This window comes from Caballeronia sp. LZ001 (assembly GCF_031450875.1).
Classification (GTDB): Bacteria; Pseudomonadota; Gammaproteobacteria; order Burkholderiales; family Burkholderiaceae; genus Caballeronia.
The window spans coordinates 373934-393968 of the sequence record NZ_JARTVX010000002.1 but is presented as its reverse complement, the minus strand read 5'-3'; the positions used below and the strand labels follow the sequence as shown (position 1 = coordinate 393968).

The window sequence follows — 20035 nt, the reverse complement described above, 5'->3', positions numbered from 1 at the left end:
GACACGGAGAGGAATCATGCTCGCCGGATTTCCTGAATGGATGTCGGCGCGGTGACATACGCAACCACCGGGCCAGTGCCTTAGCCCGTAGCCAACCTGCCACCGTCCGCTCAGTCGTTTGGCCGGTACGAGAACCCTCCACGTGCGCCTTGTGGTGGCCTACCCACCATAGTCTCGCTGTCGTCGGCCGGCAGCCGACCAGCGAAGTCTTTGAAGTGCGCTTGAGACCCTACGAATTGGAGACCCACCGTTCCCGTTTCACCCATCCGTTGCTTACCAATGATTGCCTCGGCAATTCCACGGAATTGGGAGTCCGGGTTGTAATACTCGTCCCGGTACATGAAGATGACTAGGTCTGCGTCCTGCTCTATCGACCCACTTTCGCGCAGATCTGACATAAGCGGACGCTTGTTTGCGCGTTCCTCCACCTTCCGCGAAAGTTGCGAAAGGGCGACCACCGGAACGCCGAGATCCCGCGCCATTGCTTTTAGCCCGCGTGTGATTTCGGAAAGCTCCTCAACGCGCCCGCGACGCGCGGCCGACTCCGAACCGGACATCAGTTGCAGATAGTCGACGATGATCAGGCCCAAGCCGTGTTTTCGCTGGAATCGCCGCGCTTTCGCGTGCATCTTTGAGATAGAAATGCCCGGCGTCTCGTCGATGAAGAGTTTCGAGTTGTGCAGGCGCTCGACCGCTACCGTCAGCTTTGCCCAGTCTTCAGCGTTCTGCATTCGCGTGGGCGACCTGAGGAGGTTCAGATCGACCTTGCCGGCGCTCGACAGCGATCGAAGCCCAAGCTGGAGATTACTCATTTCAAGAGAGAAAACTAGAACGGGGCAACCGTCGACAATGATCGGCGCTCCGCTAGCGTCTACAAGCGATGTCACCCCCATACTCACGTTCTCTGCGAGATTCTGCGCCATCACTGACTTTCCCATGGCCGGTCGTCCGGCCACGATCACGAGGTCTCCATCCTGAAGACCCGAAGTCTTGTCGTCGAGCCCTTTAAATCCCCATGACCGTCCTGTCAATGGTGAATCCGCGCTGTGGCGTTCGTCAATCCATTCGAGTGTGCCACGGACGACTTCGGACATCGACTTCGGCTCGTCATCCACCGTCGATCCTTCTGTCAGATGCATCACCAGACTCTGCGCAGCATCCATCTGCTGTCGAACATCGCCCGGTTCGTATGCGAGCTCTTCCATGCGTCGCGATGCATCGATCAATTGCCGCTTCATGCGACGCTCGACAATCACCTCTGCGTACTTGCGAACGTTTGCGGCCGAAGGCGTAGCGCGTACGATCTCTTCGAGGTATTCGCGGCCTCCGGCCTGCTTTAGTACTCCGAGCGCCTCCAGTCGTGCTGTGACCGTCACAACGTCGGCAGGCTGCCCCGTCTGGACTAAGGTCCCGACGATTCGATACAAGATCTGGTTGCTCCGATAATAGAAGTCGCTGTCCGCCAACAAGTCCGCCACCTTGTCGAAACAATTGCCCCCTGTTAGCAACAAGGAGCCGAGCACGGCCCATTCTGATTCCGCGCTATGCGGCGCTTCATTTCCACGCATTCAAAATTCTCCGGTGAAGCGATAATCAACGGTGATAGTTGCCTTCGAGGATCTTGGCGAAGTTCTTCGGCCGCACGATCCATTCGAGGCTTGCGACGAAAGGCGCTGAGTCACCTCGAGGCGGAGTCCTACCGCTCAGGAAGGCGGAATTCCCACAATGACTTAGAAAATGCTTCCACCACGCCAACCCTTGCTCGGTCGTCTTGTAGCCTTCGCCGAGTTGATCACTTCGCGTGACGGCCATTTCGCGCCATCGTGTCCGCAAGAGCGCTTCCCGCTCCTTGTTCCATGTCAGAACTCGAGGGTTCGTTGGCATCAGCTCGTGATAAAGCGCGATGATCTCCTGCTGCGGGCACGAGGGTATCGCGTCAGCGGCTCGCGGCGGTCTCACAACGTCAGCGCTCTCATTACTTTCGAACAGGGTTCCGCTCCGCCCGTCGGCGGCTGCGCCGGCGACATGCATACCGGAGGTATGCATATTCATTGAAGCAGTTGCAGGTGCAGATGCAGTTGAAAGGCCATCGCTTGCCATTGCCCCCGATCGTGCATTGCCATTTTCCCGCTGCGATTCCGCAGGTAACTCGTTGTTCCAGCGACGATCCGCGCCGATTTTTCCGGCGGCAGATCGGACTTCGCGATTGGTCGCCTGCTTCTCTCGCTCCCTCTCGAGACGTGCCTGGACAAACCGGTTCGGCAAATCCGGGTGGGGATCGAAACAGGAGGCGATTTCGCCCCATATCTGCTCCATGTCGGCCACACTTTCACCGGCCAGACGTGCAAGTTTCGAGAACTCGCCCGGGATCGAGCCTTCGAGCCACGCGTAGCACATCAGGCGGACGTACGCGCCCAGCGCCTGATTGCTCATCACGGCGACGTTCTCATCCGAGAGAAAATCACGGGCATAGAACTGGAACGCCGGGGATTTTTCGACGGCGGCTCTCACAACCATCCCCCATTCGAATCGTTCAGGTCCTTGCGGGTCTCAGGCCTAATGGTGAAAAAGCCGAGCACATCTACGTCCAGCAGCGCATTGTCCGTGAGGGACTGAAGCTGCTGCTCGCCGCGATCTCGGTCCACACCCAATTTGTGCAATGCGAGGTCGCCCTCGAAGGGCAACGATTTGTACTCGCGCGAAAGCTGTAGCAACAGTTTGGCCGCATCCTTGCCGACTGCCCTCAGCCGCTCAGCGGTGGTGTCCCCCACGGGCGTCGGACTGCCGACCAGCACCGCTGAGACCAGCCGGTTATCCGTCGAGCTCACATGAGGGTAGTGGTGGTCAACGATATACCTGGCCACGCTCTCAGTCAGAAAGACGCAGCCCCCGCGCCCAAGCCGGCGCCGCCGAGGAAGCTGCGCCTCCGGAATCTTCTTCACGGTATTGGGATGGCTTCTGAGCCTGATCGCAACCTCCGTCGTTTTCATGAAGTCGCCGTACTGGTTGCACAGCTCCTTGGTGAGTTGATCGAGAGATTTCATGTGACTGTGATCCCGTTAGCGTAATTCGTTAGTATCGTTTTGCGACTTAACACGTCGCAATAATTTAACCTCAAAGATTGGTTACTGCAACCAAAGAACCGATAGTGGAATTTATAGAGCCAAATCGCACTCGTTTTCTGGCTCAGTCATCTCGGCGCGATTCGCATGTAATTGAGCCCGCCAACGCTGCGTCATTGCACAGGGTTGGGACGCCGTCCCTCTTGCTTTGGCATCTCGATAGTGTCGAGATGACGCTGCCAACGTGTGTTGCTCGGGCCAGGCCCCTCCCGCGGTTGCTTGTCCCTGTCGCGCATCACCGAACTGCATGCATATCGCGGCTCGGCCGCATCATTCTTGGGGAGCAAATCATGCTAACGAACGTTGAACCAATGGCTTGCGGCAACTGCGGAAGCGGCGGTTTTCGCATCTTTCGGCAAGAGCAACCGTATGGTTTCCGGCTTGTCGTTGAGTGCGAAAAGTGCAAGAGCACCTCGATCATTGAACCTAAACCGGCTGAACTGACGATCGAATTCGGCGAGCAGTCGGATGGTCGGCTTTGCCGCATGGAACCGAACGACTAAGGAGGCCGCGCCATGACTGTGGGACATCATTGCAATCACGAAGACAGCAGGTCGCCGGTGGTAGTCGATGTCGATCTTGCTAATGCAGCAGAGGTGATCGGTGCTCAGATGTACGCAAAACTGCCGGGTGGTGAGGTAGTGGTGGAGCCGGCGAGCGACGGACGCAGCGTCGAAATCGTCAAAATCATGGCCGGCACCGAGATCAGAGGAGATGGCACGCGAGCGATGAAAGTGGCGACCACCCTCGCCGACGAATTGGGGATCACACTGACGCTGACCCCGGACGGGAGCTACTATGTCGACGAGGCAGCGGCCGAGGCTCGATTGCGTAGCTTCTATTCGCGATTCGGATTTCGTTCGACGGAGGAGGGCGCCATGGTTCGCTATAGCGGCGCTCCGTTAGGCCGTCTCTGCATTTGAAGAATCGAACCAATTTGCTTCTGCTAAACGACGAAAGAGCAAAATACACAAGCCCGCGAGTCGACTCTGTCGATCGCGGGCTTTTTCATTGCCCGTGTCGTTAGGCCGCTGTATCGGCCCATGTTCTGCATCTCTTCCCGCATGAAAAACCCTTCAACTGGAGATGCAACATGAATCAGCAGAACGACGGTCAAATCGCAACGACGACCCGCGCATATCGCGTCCATTTGTACGCTGTCATCCGCGTGCCGGTGAATGTGCCGGATGCTGTGTCGCAGCTTGACGCGATTGAAAAAGCCGAGGAATCCGTGAATCTCGAGCTCGACTGGAAAGGTGGTGAATATGCCGACGAAGTTGTCGGCGTGCTCGTCGACGAAGTTGGCGATGGCGAGTACATGAACACGCGCAACTACGTGGCGGACGCAGACTCCGGCAAGTGGGTTGAGGAGCGCCCTCAAACAAACGGGGCCCAGCAAACCGTCAACCCTGACGGCGCCTCGAGTGTCGAGCTCCGCCAGGCGCTCCGCAAGTTGATCGATGCGACAGCGAGTGCGAACACGAACAAGGCAATGGAGGCTCGCGAGACAGCCTATGCGGCTTATCGCAATTCCCTCAGCGCCAGCGAGCGTGAACGCGTCGTAAAGGAGGCGCAGTCGCAGCAGAAGTCGGCCCCTAACGGCCATTTTCTGAATGATCTCGATCCGATCGAAAGCTACGACGACGCCCTCCGAACCTTCGGAAACAGCCTCATTTACGAAGTTCTGGGCGCCGACGCCTGATCGCAACTACCCACCCCGTGCCTGTTCAAGTCAGTCACGGGGTTTTTCTTTTCTGGGGTCCCGTCGACGCCTTACCCACACGATCACCGGCGACCGTTTCTGATCTGACCGCGCCGCTGCCCGGCCGCCGCACTTACGCATCCGCGTTAGACATCACGCTGCACCAAGGATTTCCATCAGGAGCATCGCGATGAGTCAAAGCAATACAACAGCGGCCAGACCGGCACGCGTCGATTTCTCGAAGGTGCGCGATAAAGTTCCTCTCGACTGGTTCTTTGAGCATCTTCTGGGTGGAACCCCCAAAAAAATGAGTGGCTCGATCCGTTACACGGTCTGCCCGAATCCTCAGTGCGGTGAGTCGTCAAAGGATTCGGTAAAGATCAAGGTCACGGGCGACAGGTGGCAGTGTTACGCCTGTCGTGAGCATGGTGATGTGGTTGAGGCTGCTTCACTTTATTGGGGGAAGTCGCTCGCTGATGCAGGTGCCGAGCTGCTTGGTGCGGACGAGGACATTTTGAGGTCCTACGTCCCTCCCAAGCCGCTGCCTGCTATCAATCGAGACGACTCGGCCCTCGCAGAAGCCATCTCACGGCTTGTTGCGGCGCTGCCTGAGCCTTCGCGCGACGGTATCGAGTATCTCGCTGGACGGGGCATCCCTCCAGAAGTGACTCGCACCGGATGCAAGAAAGGCATCGTTCTGACGCTTCCATCGAAACCGAACGAAGCGAAGGAATTTCTTCTGGAGACACTCGGTCAGGAGCTCATGCTCCGAGCCGGGTTGTGGAAGGAGGGGGCCAAGGCGCCGTCGGCAGCCTTCCGCCCTTTGGTGTTCGTATCGAACAGCAAAAAGGCGGCGGAGTTTCGGTACCTGCGCAAGACCAAGCCTGGTGAGGTGAAGTCTTTGCGCTACGGATCGATTGCTCCGTGGGGATGGCTGGGCGAATCGGATCGGCGGATCTTGATTGTCGAGGGCTGCATGGACCTGTTGTCTGCTGTCGCGCTTGGAACGAAGCGCAGCATCATGGGCCTTCCGGGCTGCGAGAACTGGCGACCTGAGTGGTTTTCCAGATTTCGTGGCGCTGATGTCCTGACTGCCTTCGACGACGACGACGCAGGGCGCACTGCGTTCGAGAAAATTCGCCCCGTGCTTGAGGAAGCCGTAGGTGGCCCCATAGGCGCCTACAAGCACATGACCGGGGCGGAGGATCTTAACGAGGAGCTCTGCCTGAAACTGGGCCTCGCAATCGCCTAATCCACCCATGCCCGGCATTTTTTGCCGGGCTATTTTTTTGCCCGTCGTTTTCTCACCTCGCATCTCCTTGGCCGGTGCATTAGCGCTAGCTGTGGCCCATCACCTGGGTATGAGGACTATCCCGGTCCTCGCTACCACTCAGGAGAAGAGCAATGGAACAGTTTCACCTTTTTGATGAGGCCCGCCCCGATCACCATGACGTGCAAACGCTGCCGCCAGTATCACACCCCGTCGCCGCAAGCCCCGCAGCGCGACCTGACAACCCGTACGTGCAGCTTGCGTACGACAACGGGTGGTGGTCGGACATTCTCGCGTTGAGCGTTCACAAGGGCGAGATCCATCAAAGCATCAAGTCGCAGATGATTCTCAATATCGCGGATCGGACCGACGATCTGAGTGATGCTCGCCGCGCAGTCCGCCTGATCAGCGAGCGCATAATTGCCCTCATCCAGCAACATGTTCAAAACGAGCACGTGATCAAGGCAAAAGAGGGAGGCGTTTGGGACGACCCCGAGTCGCTTCACGTCCTGCTGACCGATCTTCAGGGCGCGTTACCGGACCGCAGGGCAACTGTCGCAAACAAGAGTCCAGCCGTCGCGGAGACCCGTCTGGCCGTGGCTGTTTTCGCTGCTCGGCTATCTGTTCTCCGTCAGCGCTTCAATTGATCACCGCCCCGGCTCCGCTTATAGCGGCCGGGGCTTTGTCATTCCGCCCCGGGAATTCTGTTCCCGTGATGTTGGTGCAGAGACTTGACAAAAAAAACGCGTTGCCCATCCATTACACGTGCCTATAATACCGTCTGTATTTATTCGATACAGGCGATGATATGACTCAGGAAGGCAAGGTCTACGACGAGTCCGATTTTGATGTGCTCGAAGGTCTGGAGCCGGTTCGACAGGTACCCGGCATGTACACCCGTACCGAAAACCCGATGCACATTATCCAGGAGGTTCTTGACAACGCCGCAGACGAGGCGCAGAACGGGCATGCATCCCGGATCGACGTGATCGTCCACAGGGACAACTCCGTCACCGTCGCGGACAATGGCCGCGGCATCCCCGTTGGTCTTCACCCAACGAAGCAGATTCCCGTTGTCGTACTCGCCTACACGAAGCTCCATGCTGGCGCCAAGTTTCGCAAGGGCAATTCATACCAGCGATCTGGTGGCTTGCATGGCGTTGGCGTAGCCGTTACAAACGCGCTATCGACCAAGGTCGAGGTCGAAGTAAAGCGAGAAGGGAAGGTTCATCGCGTTCACTTTCTGGACGGCGACCGCGAGATCTCCGATGTTGAACTGGTTGGCGATTGCGGACCTCGCACAACGGGAACTCGCGTACGTGCATGGCCAAACCCCAAGTATTTTGCATCGCCCCAAATCCCTCTCGCCAAGTTTGAAGAACTCCTCCGATCCAAGGCGATGCTGATGCCCGGGGTCACCGTTAACTACCGGAATGATGAAACCGGTGACGAACGCAACTGGTGCTACAAGGACGGAATTGGCGACTACCTCTCCGAACGCATTGCAGATCTGGAGCTCGTTGGAGAAGTCTTCACGGGTCAGGGGTACGTCGCTGAGAGCGTGGGCTCGATCGTTGAAGGTGATGGAGCGAAATGGGCGATCGCATGGACCGTAGAGTCAGGAAGGGGCGAATCGTATGTGAACCTCATCCCTACGCCGCTGGGCGGCACCCACGAAGCTGGATTGCGCGCTGGACTTTTTGAAGCTCTGAAGGCGTATTGTGAGCACCACGCCATGCTTCCCCGCGGCATCACGCTCCAGGCTGAAGATGTGTGGTCGCACGCGCAGTTCATCCTGTCGGCCGCCGTCACAAATACACAATTTCAGGGACAGACCAAAGACAAGCTCAACAGTCGGGAAGTTGTGCGTCTGCTGTCCAGTGTGGTGAGGGACCCCTTCGATCACTGGCTTATCGATCATCCTGAGGCCGCGAAGAAAGTCGCTGAGCTGGCGATCCGGCAAGCCACCGCACGTGCACGCCAGGGCAAGGTAGTCGAAAAGCGCAAATCGTCCGGTGTTGCGACGCTGCCGGGCAAGCTGACCGACTGCGAATCAACTGACATCACTCGCAATGAACTCTTTTTGGTCGAAGGCGATTCCGCCGGCGGCAGCGCTAAGCAGGCACGAAATCGTGAGTATCAAGCGATCCTCCCGTTGCGCGGAAAAATCCTGAACACGTTCGATACCGCTCGCGATCAACTCTTTTCGAACAACGAGGTGCACGACATCTCAGTCGCCATTGGCGTCGATCCCCACGAGCGCGGATCGGCAGTGGATCTGGCCGGATTGCGTTACGGCAAGATCGCTTTGCTCACTGACGCAGATGTGGACGGATCGCACATCCAGACCTTGCTGCTCACCCTCTTTTTCATTCATTTCCCGGAGTTGGTCGAACGGGGGCACGTCTATATCGCCCAGCCACCGCTATTCCGCATCGACGTGGGCGCACAAGGGAAGGGGCGCCCCGCGCGGAAAATCTACTGCCTCGACGACGCCGAGCGGGTCGCGGTACTTCGACAGCTCGCCGATGAAGGCGTGCGGGATTCAGCGCTGTCCATATCACGTTTTAAAGGTCTCGGCGAGATGAATCCCGAACAACTCAGAGAGACGACCATGCACGCTGATACACGGCGCATGTTGCAGGTCGGCGTCCCGGATGACGGACTAGCCGATACGCTGAAGGCGTTTCATCTACTGATGGCCAAGGGCGAGGCGGGGTCTCGTCGCGCATGGCTCGAAGAAAACGGCGATCTGGCAGAGCTGGACGTTTAATCGGGGAAACACAATCATGATCGAAGCAAACGACAACGGAACCGGCGACCTCTTCGCAGTCGTAGAGGCTGAACGCGAATCGCCCCAGCCAAACTCCGCCGACGCTGCAACGCCTGTCGCCGGTGGCGCCGATACGCCACCGCCGTCGCGCACCGTCGATATAAGCGAACTGCCCAACGGCCGAATCCCGATCGGCCGATGGGCCGAACGCGCGTACCTCGATTACGCGATGAGCGTCGTGCGCGGTCGCGCCCTCCCTGACGTTGAAGACGGTCAGAAGCCGGTGCAGCGCCGTCTCCTTTATGCAATGAACGACATGGGCCTGACGGCGACTGCAAAACCCGTCAAGTCAGCTCGCGTAGTAGGTGACGTTCTCGGTAAATACCATCCACACGGCGACCAATCCGCCTACGACGCTCTCGTTCGACTGGCACAAGATTTCTCGATGCGCTACCCCCTGATCGACGGCCAGGGGAACTTTGGGTCCCGCGATGGCGACGGCGCCGCAGCCATGCGATATACCGAGGCCAGGCTCACTCCGTTTGCCGATCTGCTGCTTGCGGAAATCGATCAGGGCACCGTCGACTTTCAGCCCAACTATGACGGGGCATTTGAGGAGCCATCGCTGCTTCCGGCTCGCCTTCCAGTGCTTCTCCTGAACGGTGCATCAGGTATCGCTGTGGGTATGGCAACCGACATTCCAAGCCACAACCTGCGTGAAGTCGCCGACGCATGTTCACTGCTAATCCGCCGTCCAGACGCAACCTTCGGTGACGTGATGTCGGTTCTTCCCGGTCCAGACTATCCTGGCGGCGCACAGATCATCTCCGACATCGCGGACATCCATAAAGTGTACGAAGGGGGCCGTGGCAGCCTCCGCGTCCGCGCCCGATGGTCGCTGGAGCAACTCGCAAGAGGGCAGTGGCAGATCGCGGTTACGGAACTGCCGCACGGGGTGTCAACTCAAAAGGTACTCGAGGAGATCGAGGAACTCACGAACCCGAAAATCAAGGCCGGAAAGAAAGCGCTGACGCAGGAACAGGGAAACATGAAAGCCCTTCTCCTGTCGGTGCTGGACAGCGTTCGTGACGACTCTGACGAGAAGCATCCCGTGCGCATCGTTTTCGAGCCGCATTCGTCCCGCCAGACGCCCGAGCAACTGATGAACGTGCTGCTCGCCCACACGAGTCTCGAGTGCAACGCATCCGTCAATCTCGTGACGATCGGCTTGGATGGCCGCCCACAGCAGAAGGGCATTGTGCCGGTCCTGACTGAATGGGTTGAGTTCCGATATCAGACAGTCACTCGTCGAACCGCGCATCGCCTCGCCGAGGTTGAACGTCGAATCCACATCCTCGACGGACGCATGGTTGCGTTCCTGAACATCGACCGGGTCATCAAGGTCATTCGCGAATCAGATGAACCGAAGCGCGATCTGATAGCAACGTTTCACCTGTCTGAAGTGCAGGCAGAGGACATCCTCGAAATCCGCCTGCGGCAACTAGCCCGCCTCGAAGGTATCAAGATCGAGAAGGAATTGGCACAGTTGCGAGACGAACAACGCCACCTTCAGTCGTTGCTCGCGGATCGAGCAGCCATGACAAATCAGATTCTCAAAGAGATCGAAGCGGACAAACAAAAGTTCGGTGACGACCGTCGCACGCTCATTGAATCCGCGGAGAAGGTAACGTCAGGCGCCGTCGTTCCTACCGCCGATGATCCGGTCACGATCATCGTTTCTCGGTCTGGTTGGCTTCGAGCGAGGAGCGGCCACGGCATCGACATTTCGACCCTCACGTTCAAGGCGGGGGACGATCTTCTCGCCAGCATCGAGACGCGCACCTCGACGAGTTTGGCCGTCTTCGACACGAACGGACGTTGCTACAACGTCGCGTCTGCTCTTATTCCCACCGGCCGCGGCGATGGCGTACCGCTCACATCGTTGATCGAGCTCCAAGGCGGCGGCCGACTGACGCACGTTATCGTCATCGACCAGACGGCGAATTACCTGATCGCCTCAAGTGGTGGCTATGGCTACGTCTGCGCAGGAGCGGATATGCTGACCCGCCAAAAGGCCGGCAAAGCATTTGCAACGCTTGAGCCGGGCGAAGTCATGCACGCGCCCGCGAAAACCGCAGGCAATACGGTTTCCGCCGTTTGCAGCGGTGGCCGCCTCGTTCTTTTCCCACTGTCCGAAGTCAAGGTGATGCCGAAAGGCAAAGGCGTGAAGCTGATGGAACTCGAAGCTCGCGAGACGCTGGTTGCTGTTGGGATCGGAGACGGAGCGTCCTGCGTCGTATCGACTACCAGCGGTAAACCAATCACGTTGACAGGGACGGCCTTGGACAAGTATCGCTTGCACCGCGCAAGAAAGGGTTGCCAGCTACCGGGCAAAGCCAAGCCCACCGGATTCGAACAGGGAGAGCCCAGTGGAGAGGCGTGATTTTCTTCGCATGGCGACGGGGGGCGTGCTGGCCGCCTGCACCGAGCCACTATTCGCCGCCACGCGGAATGACTTCTGGGACAAACCACGCAGTTTGTGGGTTAAGCATGAGATCAAGAAAGGCGTCTGGGAGGAGGTGAACGAAGTCCATTTTTGCCAGTGGCAAGCTAGTCTGGCCCGGTTATGCCGCTATCTGCCGCCTTATGCGTGACACCCATGCGGACAAGGCGGTGCAAATGAGCCCCGTCCTGTTCGACATTCTGTATGGCATGCAGGGCTTCTTTGCCTTGCACAACCAGCACCGGGTGATTGTGTTGAACTCCGGTTATCGCACCAGGTTGACTAACGAGGCGGTCGGCGGTGTCGGCGATTCGCGTCATATGCGAGGGGAGGCAGCTGACATCGAGTTTCCAGGCGTACCAGTAAACTACATGGGGCGGCTCGCGCTGTACCTGCAAGGAGGCGGCGTAGGGTTCTATCCCTCACGAGGCTTCGTTCATGTCGATGACGGTGCTTTGAGAAAATGGAATGGATAGTAGCTGGGCACACACTTCCCGCTACAAAAACCCGCAACTCGTATTTATACCCTTGCTGTATCCTTTCGATTCTTTTAGAATTACGCACATTAGCTGATCATAATTGATCGCTTTTAGTGCAGCAGTGGTTTTGGGATCGTGACTGTTCCCTCCCATCGGCCTCTCTTCCTGACATGCTGAGAAGGCTACTTTTAAAGCCAGCTTCCCCCGAGGCTGGCTTTTTTTTTCGCTCGCTCAGCCCGGGTATGGGTCGCTTTCGACACACCGATAAAAAAGCCGCGCTTTGCGCGGCATTCCTTTTCATCAGCGAGCGACTCGTCAGAATTGCTTGGACCACGAGATCTGGCTGGTCAAGGGACGATATGGCGACGTTGACAGGTCGATCGCCCGCAGCATCGGGTTCCGGCCGGTCAGATACCACGAGTCAGCCTGCTGCGACATCAGATATCGCTCTGCCAACAGTTCAAGCGCGTGACGGTATCGGTCGACATTCTCGCCCGCTGAAGCCTCTTCAAGCAGGGCAGCCGACCGAATGCCCGGCTGAAGCCACGCAACCCGCGCCAAGTCGTAGCCCTCGTCGCCGGCGACGATGTAAACCTCCCCCTCGACCGCGTCCGGGACTGGATCGATCATGAACGGAAATTCGACCGGGAACACATACCAGCGCCGCCAGAACTCGTAATGAACACGCAACCGGATAACGTCCTTTCGTGCGCAAAGGGTCTCACAGCACTGCTGGAAACTGAAGTCTCCAAACGTTCGGCCGAATACCCATTGAGCAGCCTTCACATGGTCGGCTGCCTTCCGCTTCTTGTCGAAGAGCGCCTCCACATTTGCTTTGATGATCTGGAAGCTGAGCCGCTCCATCCCGGGCTCGAAGTCTTCTTCCGTGAGATTTCTCAGGTGTTCGTCTTTTTTCGGCCTTTTTGTTGCTCCAGCGTTGGGAACACCACTGAGCGCGGCGAGAGCAAGTTCCTGATTAAAAGGCTGTGTGAGTCCCACAGCTTCTTCATCCCCCAAAGAAGCCACTTCGCCGTCGCCGTCAGAATCGCCAAGATCGAAGGCGTCAAGATCTTTGAAAATATCGGAACAATCAAAGCTCTCAAGCCAGCTACGCACATCAGCAGGGTTAGACAGATCCCCCCGATCACCAGAAACACCATCAAGTCCGACGAGATCATCGCCTGCTCCTTTCGTTGCGAAAAAATCGCTCATATTGCACTCCTTTATTCTTCAGGCGAGGCTTACGCCATGCTCGTACGGGTGAAGCGGTCGGCACCGTCGCGCGGGGTGCCATGGCCGCGATTGAGTTGTTCGCGCGTGAATACGTCTTGACCATCATCGACACGCGGCGCGAAGCCGCGACGAGCCCTCGCATCCGGGGAAAGAAGCACGAACTCCCGCGACGCAAGATCGTGTAGATCGTCGGGGCACGAGACAACCGGATCGTTCATCTCATTGCTCCCACCGCCGGTGACCTCACGACCGAGGTAGCCGGCAAACAGGAGCGATTCGTCGATTCCTTCCAGGTTGAACACAATCTGAGACCCTGTGTTGGCGAGCACAACTTCGGCCAGTACCGCGCTCTTCTTCGCCAGATCACCCATGGATGCAACGCGAAGCCACGTCGATACACCCATGCTGCGTCCTTGTGCCAACAGGCGGTTTGCGAGAGCACGATCGCAGCTCGCCGCACCGTTGAAAACGATAATCGGCGGGACTCCCCCGACATCGCGCGATCGGTTGCCGAGTGCGCCCGCTACATCGAGATAGATCATTTCCCGAAGTGCCGTCGCGACAAGATGCTGTGCCGAACCAGGAACATCCATGTAGATGACCTTGGATTCATCGAGTGCACGCCGGACATCGACTTCGGGCGAATACGTGTTCAGAACCTTCCCCAATTTGCCGCTGGCGAACATGTACAACCGTCCGGCAATCCCTCCCATTCGTTGCTTGAGGGGGAGCGGATCGATCACCCCATCTTTGCGAAACTCATCAAGCCACGCGGACAACGCGTTGGTTTCAGCGCTGTCGGGCGCTATTTGTTCCAGTGACGCAAGCAGGTCCTGCAAGGATTCCGGCTTGATGATGAACAACGATAGGTCGAGGAAGCTGTAAGCAAGGCCTGCGCGTTTGAGCGCAGATATGATTACAAAAATGCCTCGGCGGATCTCTTCCCGGTTGTGGCGGGCCCCTTCGTTGTCTTCCTCTTCCGGCACCGTGGTGAACGCCTGGGCAACTGCCGCCTCCACGTCGCTCGATAGGATCACGTTGTAAGTGTTGCTGAGATCGGGATCGTGAGGCCTCACGACAAGGAGATCCTGCTGGCGAGAATGCTTTCTGCAAGCGCCTGCGAGCGAGTTGAGAATTGCTGTATCGGAGTCACCGTCGAACAGGATGATCGCGCCACCTCGTTCGATCTGTTGTGACAGCGCCTGCGCAAGCAGTTCTCGGGAGCCCGCGCCAGTAGGGTCGACGATCAGCACATGACGCTCCAAGTCTGCATCCTGAAGATGTACCGCAACAGCCTTGTCATTTTCTTCACCGAGCACGATGCCATCGGCTCGGACAATTTGTCCTGTCATAGTATGGATTCCAGAAGTTGTGAGTTACTTATTCGTTGGCAAGCTCTTGCGCGAAGTCGCGTTTTCGACCGCCTGTGGGAACGCTACTTCCGCCAAGGTACTTGTCACTGTTCTTGAAGAAATCTGCCCCTTCTACGCTTGGCTTACGGAAGTGATTGATGCGCACGCGGCCGATTTCCTTCTGAAGTTTCTTGTCGATCGAGATCATCGGCACGCGCAGGTTGAAGATCGTGTCACCTCCGTACATCACAATGCACTCGCCTTTGCTCAATGCCTTCAGATCATCCGGCGACACTTTGTATTCTTCCTGCTCACGCTCTCCCTCAGACAGCCCCGCGCCGCTGCCGGCACCGCCTTCTGGCGTCATGTTTAGCATCGGGCTGTTGATCGACTCATTTTGCGTCGCGCTTAGAGACTTCGCGATCCCAATCTGCATGCCTATCAGCTCCGCGAATTCCTTCGCAGTCTCTTGTGAACCCAGCTTGAATATGATCTTGGTCCATGTATTTCCGATCACCATTTCCTTGAAGTCAGCCGATACAACTTCAAGGTTCGCCAGCGTTTGTGCTGCCGGAAAGAGCGCGATGTGAGCACTGCGTGCCTGCTCAAAGGGGCGCGCGAGCGATGCAACTGCGTACGAGCCGAGTTCGTCCATGAAGACGAGAAAGGGCGGATTGGGCCGAAGGTTTTCCGGCAAAGCCTGTACCCATGAGATTGCGGTACGGAGATCCCCCAAAAACATCTTGCCGAAGTTCGACGCCGCTTCGTTCTTGCCCATCGTGGGCAGGGCGACGTATATGATCTTGTTGCTCCTGATGGCCTCAAACAGGTCAATATCCGGCGTATAGGTGTTCATCACCTTGCCAAAATTACCTGTCCCGAACATATACATCCGGCCGCCGACGCCACCAAACGTATCCTTCATCTTTTTGATGTCGACCATGTTCTCAAGGCCGGAGCCGGGCTTCCCGCCCCCCTTGTACTGCTCGAGGAACAGCGACAGGTTCTTCGTCGCGTCATGGTGAGGTTGCATCTTTTTCAAACGCGTTTCGAGCTCCTCGATCGCCTTGTGGTTCATCAGGAGGATCGAGAAGTCGATGAAGTTATACGCGAGGCCTGCCGTCTGGAGCGCCGCTACTAGCGTTGAAATGCCTTGGTTTGCACTTTGCTTGTAGTGGTCCGCTCCCGGATTATTTTCCGTGGATGGGATGAGCGACAACACGCGGGCCGAGACTTCATCCGGCTCGCCGCGAAGAATTGGGTTGTAGCTGTTGCTCATCGCCGGATTGCCCGGGTTGAGAATCAGAAGATCCTGTTCGCGCCCGCACCAGCAGCAATACTGATAGATCGTCTCGATATCGTCGGCGTTCATTTTCCCGTCAATGAACGCCAGTCCACCGCCACGCTGGATCTGCTGAAACATGAGCAGCTTCCCCAGCACGGTCTTACCGACACCCGACTGTCCACCAATGAAACCATGACGCATCAGGTCCTCATCGGGGATGTACATGGGCTGACCCGTGTCAGTCGTATATCCAATGAGTAACCCATCCGGTCTCGTCAGATCCGCAGCGGACTGGATGCTGATTTTCGATTCGAGAACGCTCTGTTGGCGCCAGAAATCAAACAAACGATTCCCGAGATAGGCGCTTCCCGCGGCGCCCAATGCCATTGGTACTGTGGCTGGCATGCTGGAGAAATATGGCGAAGACAGAAGTGCTCCCGTCCCGAGAGAGCTCAAGGCGAGCGTGTCCAACGACCCGCCAAGTTTCGTGCGGTACATCTGAGCTATGCTCACGCGAACGACCTCCAAAGAAACGCCGGTGCAAGCGGTACACACATCTTGTTCGGTGCGAGATTGCGCATGCCTTCGCCCAGCAAAAAAGCCCCGTATCGCGAAAGCGATCGGGGCTGGGTAGAGTTAAAGGAAAACGCCGTCGCCGCTGGGTTGCTCGGCTTCGGACAGTTTCAGGCGTTTATGGGACAGCAAAAGCGCACGCTCGATTTCCGTAAGCAACCCATCCGCTTGCACAGTCTTGCGCGCAAGCGAAACATCTGCGATGGGCTGGTTTTCGTTATCGAGACGCGACTTCAACTGGTTGTAGCGCTCAGAAAGCGTCTGCTGATCGCCGACATTTCCTCCGCCTTGCTTTGAGGGATTGGTAGCCTGTTGCGCAGATGGTGTCGAGTTCATCCCTCGAGCGCCAGCCGGCGCATTTCGCGATAACGGGGGAGCGTCGTCGTCGGCTTCTCCGTACACGGCCTGAAGACCTTCAACGTACTTCACGTCGCTGAAGAGATTCATGTGCACATCCGCTCCGAAGCCCAGCAGCGAAAGACATTTCGACATGCCGTCCGTGAGACTCTTCTTCGGCGCTTCTTCATCGGTGAAGATGCCGTGTTGGGTCTTGCCGACAAACGTCGTCTGACCGAAGTGGACGATTTCACCTTTCTGAGACTCGCCTGAATTGCTCTTCACCACGTACCACAGCTTCACCTTGAGGCGATGGATGATTTCCCGGCCCCAGAAGTTGCCATTGGGGTCCCAGCCGAGCGGAGCACCCTCCAGAAAATCCTCCTGGAGAATATCCATTCCCCAACCTATTCCCATCGGGCCAAAAATCTTGGTGGCCTTCATAGCAAGATAGGTCGGAGTGATCGCGGTTCCCGAGAAGCCACCTTTACGGTTGAAGCTCTTCGTGTATGCCGGGTCCGTGCTGAATACCTTGTCCCAGATCTCCGAACAACCTTCACCAAACGGCTTTAGCTGCGCGCTATCCGCGTTCTGGCTTTCGCCAGACTTCTTGTTGCCTTGTTCACTCATTCATCGACCTCCTGTGACTAATTCCGGGGAATTCCTTGCGATCGGATATGCGTCACAGACGCGGATAACTGCGCCATCACGTATCGACCACCACACCGATACAGATGCAACGCTTGCGCATACTTAACACGTCGTTATAATTATAGAAACGACACCGACAGTTTGCAATCTGATACACGTGTTGTTGTATTCGTTATCGTTACGTGTTAGCCTTCGCAACAATCAATTTCTGTATTCGAGACTACGTGATGACCAGATTTCCCAAACTGGCCCTTGTTGCGACGCTCGCCACCCTCGCATCTCAGGCTTGGGCAGTGGACGCACATCAGATGGTCGTTCCCCAGAACGACGGCATCGCGATCGAACCCGCTCACCGGGCTCAGGTGCTGGCGAACCCGAACCGGGACTTCGTGCTGCATCGGGAAGATGCGTCATGGCTCGTCACCGAGCCGCCTCGGACGCGTGCGATGATGCCGTTCGACGAAGCGCAACTTGCCGCGGAAGAAGCAAAGCTGAACTCGGACACGGAACTGGGCAACCAGGTGGTTCTCCACTACCGATTCAACTCGGTCATTCCGACTTCATGGGCTCCGCTCAGCAGCATCTTGACTCGGGCGCGCGACGACGAATCACCGATCAAGGTGGTAGGCCACGCCGACGAGGTGGGCGGTGATGATTACAACCAACGACTCTCCGTTCGACGCGCGACTGCCGTCAGCAACTATCTGGTCGCGAAGGGCGTCTCACGCAACCGCATCGAGTCCGAAGGGCACGGCAAGCGGGAACCCGTTTCTCCCGGCGTTGGCGCACAGAATCGCCGCGTCGTCATCGGCTTGATCGGGGAGGGCGCAGAATGACCGAGATCGACATCCCACGTTACATAGACAACCAGCCGCAACTGTTCTTCTGGGAACTGGACGAAGCGATTATTTTCATCGGTTGCCTCGCGGGTGGCATCTCACTGGGGGGCTATTTCACCCTCGTGAGCATGGCAATGGGCATCTTTGCAGTAAAGGCGTTCAAGCGCTTCAAAAACGGCGCCTTGGAGGGAATCCTCTATCACCTCTGTTATTGGGCCGGGGTTATTGGGCTGAACAAACAGTACCCGGACTCCTCGAAGCGCGACTTCTTCTTTTAAATCAGCAAAACGGTCGTTTTTCACGCAGCTAAATTATTGGTACGTGTTATGTATCGTTTTGCAGTCTGAAACCGGAGATTTGATGAAACTGCCTTTGCTGACCTCCTCATGGGAAGGGGCTAACAAGTTCGCGGGAGCGATGCTCGTCTCAAACGTCATCCTCGCGTCGCTGCTGGCCGTGTCCACCGTCGGGAATCTTTCCAGGCACGAGACGACGCGTCTCGTACCTCCGTATCTCGCTAAGGCGGTCTCTGTCGGCTGGGACACGGCCGACATGGACTACCTCGAGGGTATCGGGCTGTATGTCGCCACGCTGACGGCAAACGTAACGCCTAAGAACGTGAATTTCGTAGCCGATCGACTTTCGCAACTGTTGACGCCACGCGTTTACCAAGGTGTTCGCCAGCAGATTCTGGCGCTCGCGCAAGACCCTGTCTTCAATAGCAACGGCGGGTCAGTGCGCTTTGAAGCCACCAAAGTCGTTTCGGAAAAGGAGACGCAAAAGGTTTACGTGATCGGCCAGATGACGACCCAAAGCGTCAATTCGCGCGATACCAAGTCGGCCGTCATTGAAATGAAGATCGTCATGAAGGACGGTCGTCCGTGGGTCGACTCAATGGATCACTACGACGGGGCCGATCCGCACACGCTCACATGGATTGAAAAGAACCCGGGCAAGTTCCAGCAAATCCAGAAGCAGCAGGCCGATGTCGCCGCTAGTGCGACGCAACCGGTCCCCGAACAGTCTGCCCAAGCTTCGGCTCAAACCAACTCGGAGGTCGCGCAATGAAGCGCATTGCATTCGTCGTTGCTGCGCTGTTTGCGCTGCCAGCTCTCGCACAGGAGCTCCCCCCGCTTCCCAAATCCGCCAATGCTCAGGTGCGTCTCAATGCGCTTGCGGCCAAGCACGTCCGGAAGGTTGCTGCTCAACCGATGCCAGGTCTCGGAACGATGCCCGGTGATTCGTCGGTCTATAAGACAAACGTTGTCCGCGTCAGCACTGATCGGACCGAAGTGATCAATGTTTCCGGGCTGTTGCCGAACCGCATCGCGACGCCGTTCGCTAACCCGCAATCCATCGACAACCAGTCTGAAGACTTCGAGGTTCAGGCGGTAGGCCAGTCGCTCTATGTGACGATGAAGTCCGACAAACCCGTCGCGCTCTACGTCACAGGCGACAAGCCGAATGATCCCGTCATCTCGCTGACTCTGGTTCCGAAGAATCTGCCCGCGCAGACGGTGACGCTGCAACTGGACAAGCCGACGACAGGGGGCAGCGGTGATGCGTCCGACGGCAGCGAGCAGGCCCCCGACAGCAACGTCTACACCGACAAACTCCGTTACGTACTGCGGCAACTGGCGATCGGCAAGGTTCCTGAGGGGTTCAGCGAAGGTGCACTTCCGCGCTCTGTCGCACGTATGGGACAGGTCGTGGCGTACCCGCTGACCCGCTACAGCGGACCAAGCTACGACATTTTCCGCTATCGCATCGAAGCCGTCGCCGACAACGTCGAACTCGGCGAAGACGCGTTCTATTCCGCTGGCGTACGAGCGGTTGCGTTCTTCCCGAATGCATCGCTGCATCGCGGTGAGTCGACCGAAGTGTTCGTCGTGTCCGACAAGACGGAGAGCAACTGAC

Annotated in this window: 19 protein-coding genes; 12 read left to right on the top strand and 7 right to left on the bottom strand. The window is 57.4% G+C overall.

The genetic code is table 11. The features are described 5' to 3' along the window. Nucleotides 1–110 precede the first annotated feature (110 nt). The 3 genes from dnaB to P9292_RS04265 are packed head-to-tail and all read right to left on the bottom strand — an operon-like array spanning nucleotide 111 to nucleotide 3044. On the bottom strand, nucleotides 111–1568 hold the full coding sequence (gene dnaB / locus P9292_RS04275) for a replicative DNA helicase (protein WP_244797536.1): 1458 nt from the start codon (nucleotides 1566–1568) through the stop codon (nucleotides 111–113). A gap of 25 nt (nucleotides 1569–1593) precedes the next feature. After that, a complete protein-coding gene (locus P9292_RS04270) occupies nucleotides 1594–2517 on the bottom strand; it encodes a YdaU family protein (protein ID WP_244797537.1) in 924 nt (307 codons plus the stop codon). Continuing rightward, complete coding sequence (locus P9292_RS04265) at nucleotides 2508–3044, bottom strand: hypothetical protein (protein ID WP_244797538.1); 537 nt, start codon at nucleotides 3042–3044, stop codon at nucleotides 2508–2510. The genes P9292_RS04270 and P9292_RS04265 overlap by 10 nt, the downstream gene beginning before the upstream one ends. Nucleotides 3045–3637: 593 nt before the next feature. Here P9292_RS04265 and P9292_RS04260 point away from each other — a divergent pair. From P9292_RS04260 to P9292_RS04225, 8 genes are all read left to right on the top strand, one after another. Next, nucleotides 3638–4045: a hypothetical protein gene (locus P9292_RS04260; RefSeq protein WP_244797540.1), complete on the top strand. Its 408-nt coding sequence runs from the start codon at nucleotides 3638–3640 to the stop codon at nucleotides 4043–4045. A gap of 170 nt (nucleotides 4046–4215) precedes the next feature. Beyond that, the gene (locus tag P9292_RS04255) at nucleotides 4216–4824 is read left to right on the top strand and encodes a hypothetical protein (RefSeq protein ID WP_244797541.1); all 609 of its coding nucleotides are present in this window, start codon (nucleotides 4216–4218) and stop codon (nucleotides 4822–4824) included. A 190-nt stretch (nucleotides 4825–5014) separates the two neighbouring features. Beyond that, nucleotides 5015–6076: a toprim domain-containing protein gene (locus P9292_RS04250; protein WP_238551644.1), complete on the top strand. Its 1062-nt coding sequence runs from the start codon at nucleotides 5015–5017 to the stop codon at nucleotides 6074–6076. Between the two features lie 152 nt (nucleotides 6077–6228). Then, nucleotides 6229–6741, top strand: a complete 513-nt coding sequence (locus P9292_RS04245) for a hypothetical protein (RefSeq protein WP_244797542.1) — start codon at nucleotides 6229–6231, stop codon at nucleotides 6739–6741. Nucleotides 6742–6902: 161 nt separating this feature from the next. Next, entirely contained in the window at nucleotides 6903–8867 is a 1965-nt protein-coding gene (locus P9292_RS04240) for a DNA topoisomerase IV subunit B (protein ID WP_244797543.1), read from the top strand. Nucleotides 8868–8883: 16 nt separating this feature from the next. After that, nucleotides 8884–11310 (top strand): DNA topoisomerase IV subunit A, encoded by a 2427-nt coding sequence (gene parC / locus P9292_RS04235; RefSeq protein ID WP_244797544.1) that lies wholly within the window; start codon nucleotides 8884–8886, stop codon nucleotides 11308–11310. Then, nucleotides 11297–11521, top strand: a complete 225-nt coding sequence (locus tag P9292_RS04230) for a hypothetical protein (protein WP_309958119.1) — start codon at nucleotides 11297–11299, stop codon at nucleotides 11519–11521. The genes parC and P9292_RS04230 overlap by 14 nt, the downstream gene beginning before the upstream one ends. Next, a complete protein-coding gene (locus tag P9292_RS04225) occupies nucleotides 11514–11846 on the top strand; it encodes a DUF882 domain-containing protein (protein WP_309958118.1) in 333 nt (110 codons plus the stop codon). Before P9292_RS04230 ends, P9292_RS04225 begins: the two co-directional genes overlap by 8 nt. A gap of 318 nt (nucleotides 11847–12164) precedes the next feature. Here P9292_RS04225 and P9292_RS04220 read toward each other — a convergent pair whose 3' ends face one another. From P9292_RS04220 to P9292_RS04205, 4 genes are all read right to left on the bottom strand, one after another. Further along, on the bottom strand, nucleotides 12165–13061 hold the full coding sequence (locus P9292_RS04220; RefSeq protein WP_244797546.1) for a hypothetical protein: 897 nt from the start codon (nucleotides 13059–13061) through the stop codon (nucleotides 12165–12167). 29 nt (nucleotides 13062–13090) lie between these two features. Further along, a complete protein-coding gene (locus P9292_RS04215; RefSeq protein WP_244797547.1) occupies nucleotides 13091–14434 on the bottom strand; it encodes a hypothetical protein in 1344 nt (447 codons plus the stop codon). 28 nt (nucleotides 14435–14462) lie between these two features. Further along, a complete protein-coding gene (locus P9292_RS04210; protein WP_309958116.1) occupies nucleotides 14463–16232 on the bottom strand; it encodes a TraM recognition domain-containing protein in 1770 nt (589 codons plus the stop codon). 123 nt (nucleotides 16233–16355) lie between these two features. Next, nucleotides 16356–17258: a hypothetical protein gene (locus P9292_RS04205; protein WP_244797549.1), complete on the bottom strand. Its 903-nt coding sequence runs from the start codon at nucleotides 17256–17258 to the stop codon at nucleotides 16356–16358. Nucleotides 17259–17506: 248 nt separating this feature from the next. Here P9292_RS04205 and P9292_RS04200 point away from each other — a divergent pair, with 248 nt between their 5' ends. The 4 genes from P9292_RS04200 to P9292_RS04185 all read left to right on the top strand — a co-directional run bounded on the left by P9292_RS04200 (nucleotide 17507) and on the right by P9292_RS04185 (nucleotide 20034). Then, nucleotides 17507–18115: an OmpA family protein gene (locus P9292_RS04200; RefSeq protein ID WP_244797550.1), complete on the top strand. Its 609-nt coding sequence runs from the start codon at nucleotides 17507–17509 to the stop codon at nucleotides 18113–18115. Beyond that, nucleotides 18112–18396, top strand: a complete 285-nt coding sequence (traL, locus tag P9292_RS04195; RefSeq protein ID WP_011876142.1) for a type IV conjugative transfer system protein TraL — start codon at nucleotides 18112–18114, stop codon at nucleotides 18394–18396. Before P9292_RS04200 ends, traL begins: the two co-directional genes overlap by 4 nt. An 82-nt stretch (nucleotides 18397–18478) precedes the next feature. After that, nucleotides 18479–19186 (top strand): type IV conjugative transfer system protein TraE, encoded by a 708-nt coding sequence (locus P9292_RS04190; RefSeq protein ID WP_244797551.1) that lies wholly within the window; start codon nucleotides 18479–18481, stop codon nucleotides 19184–19186. Further along, nucleotides 19183–20034, top strand: a complete 852-nt coding sequence (locus tag P9292_RS04185) for a type-F conjugative transfer system secretin TraK (RefSeq protein ID WP_244797552.1) — start codon at nucleotides 19183–19185, stop codon at nucleotides 20032–20034. Before P9292_RS04190 ends, P9292_RS04185 begins: the two co-directional genes overlap by 4 nt. The last annotated feature ends 1 nt before the right edge of the window (nucleotide 20035 follow it).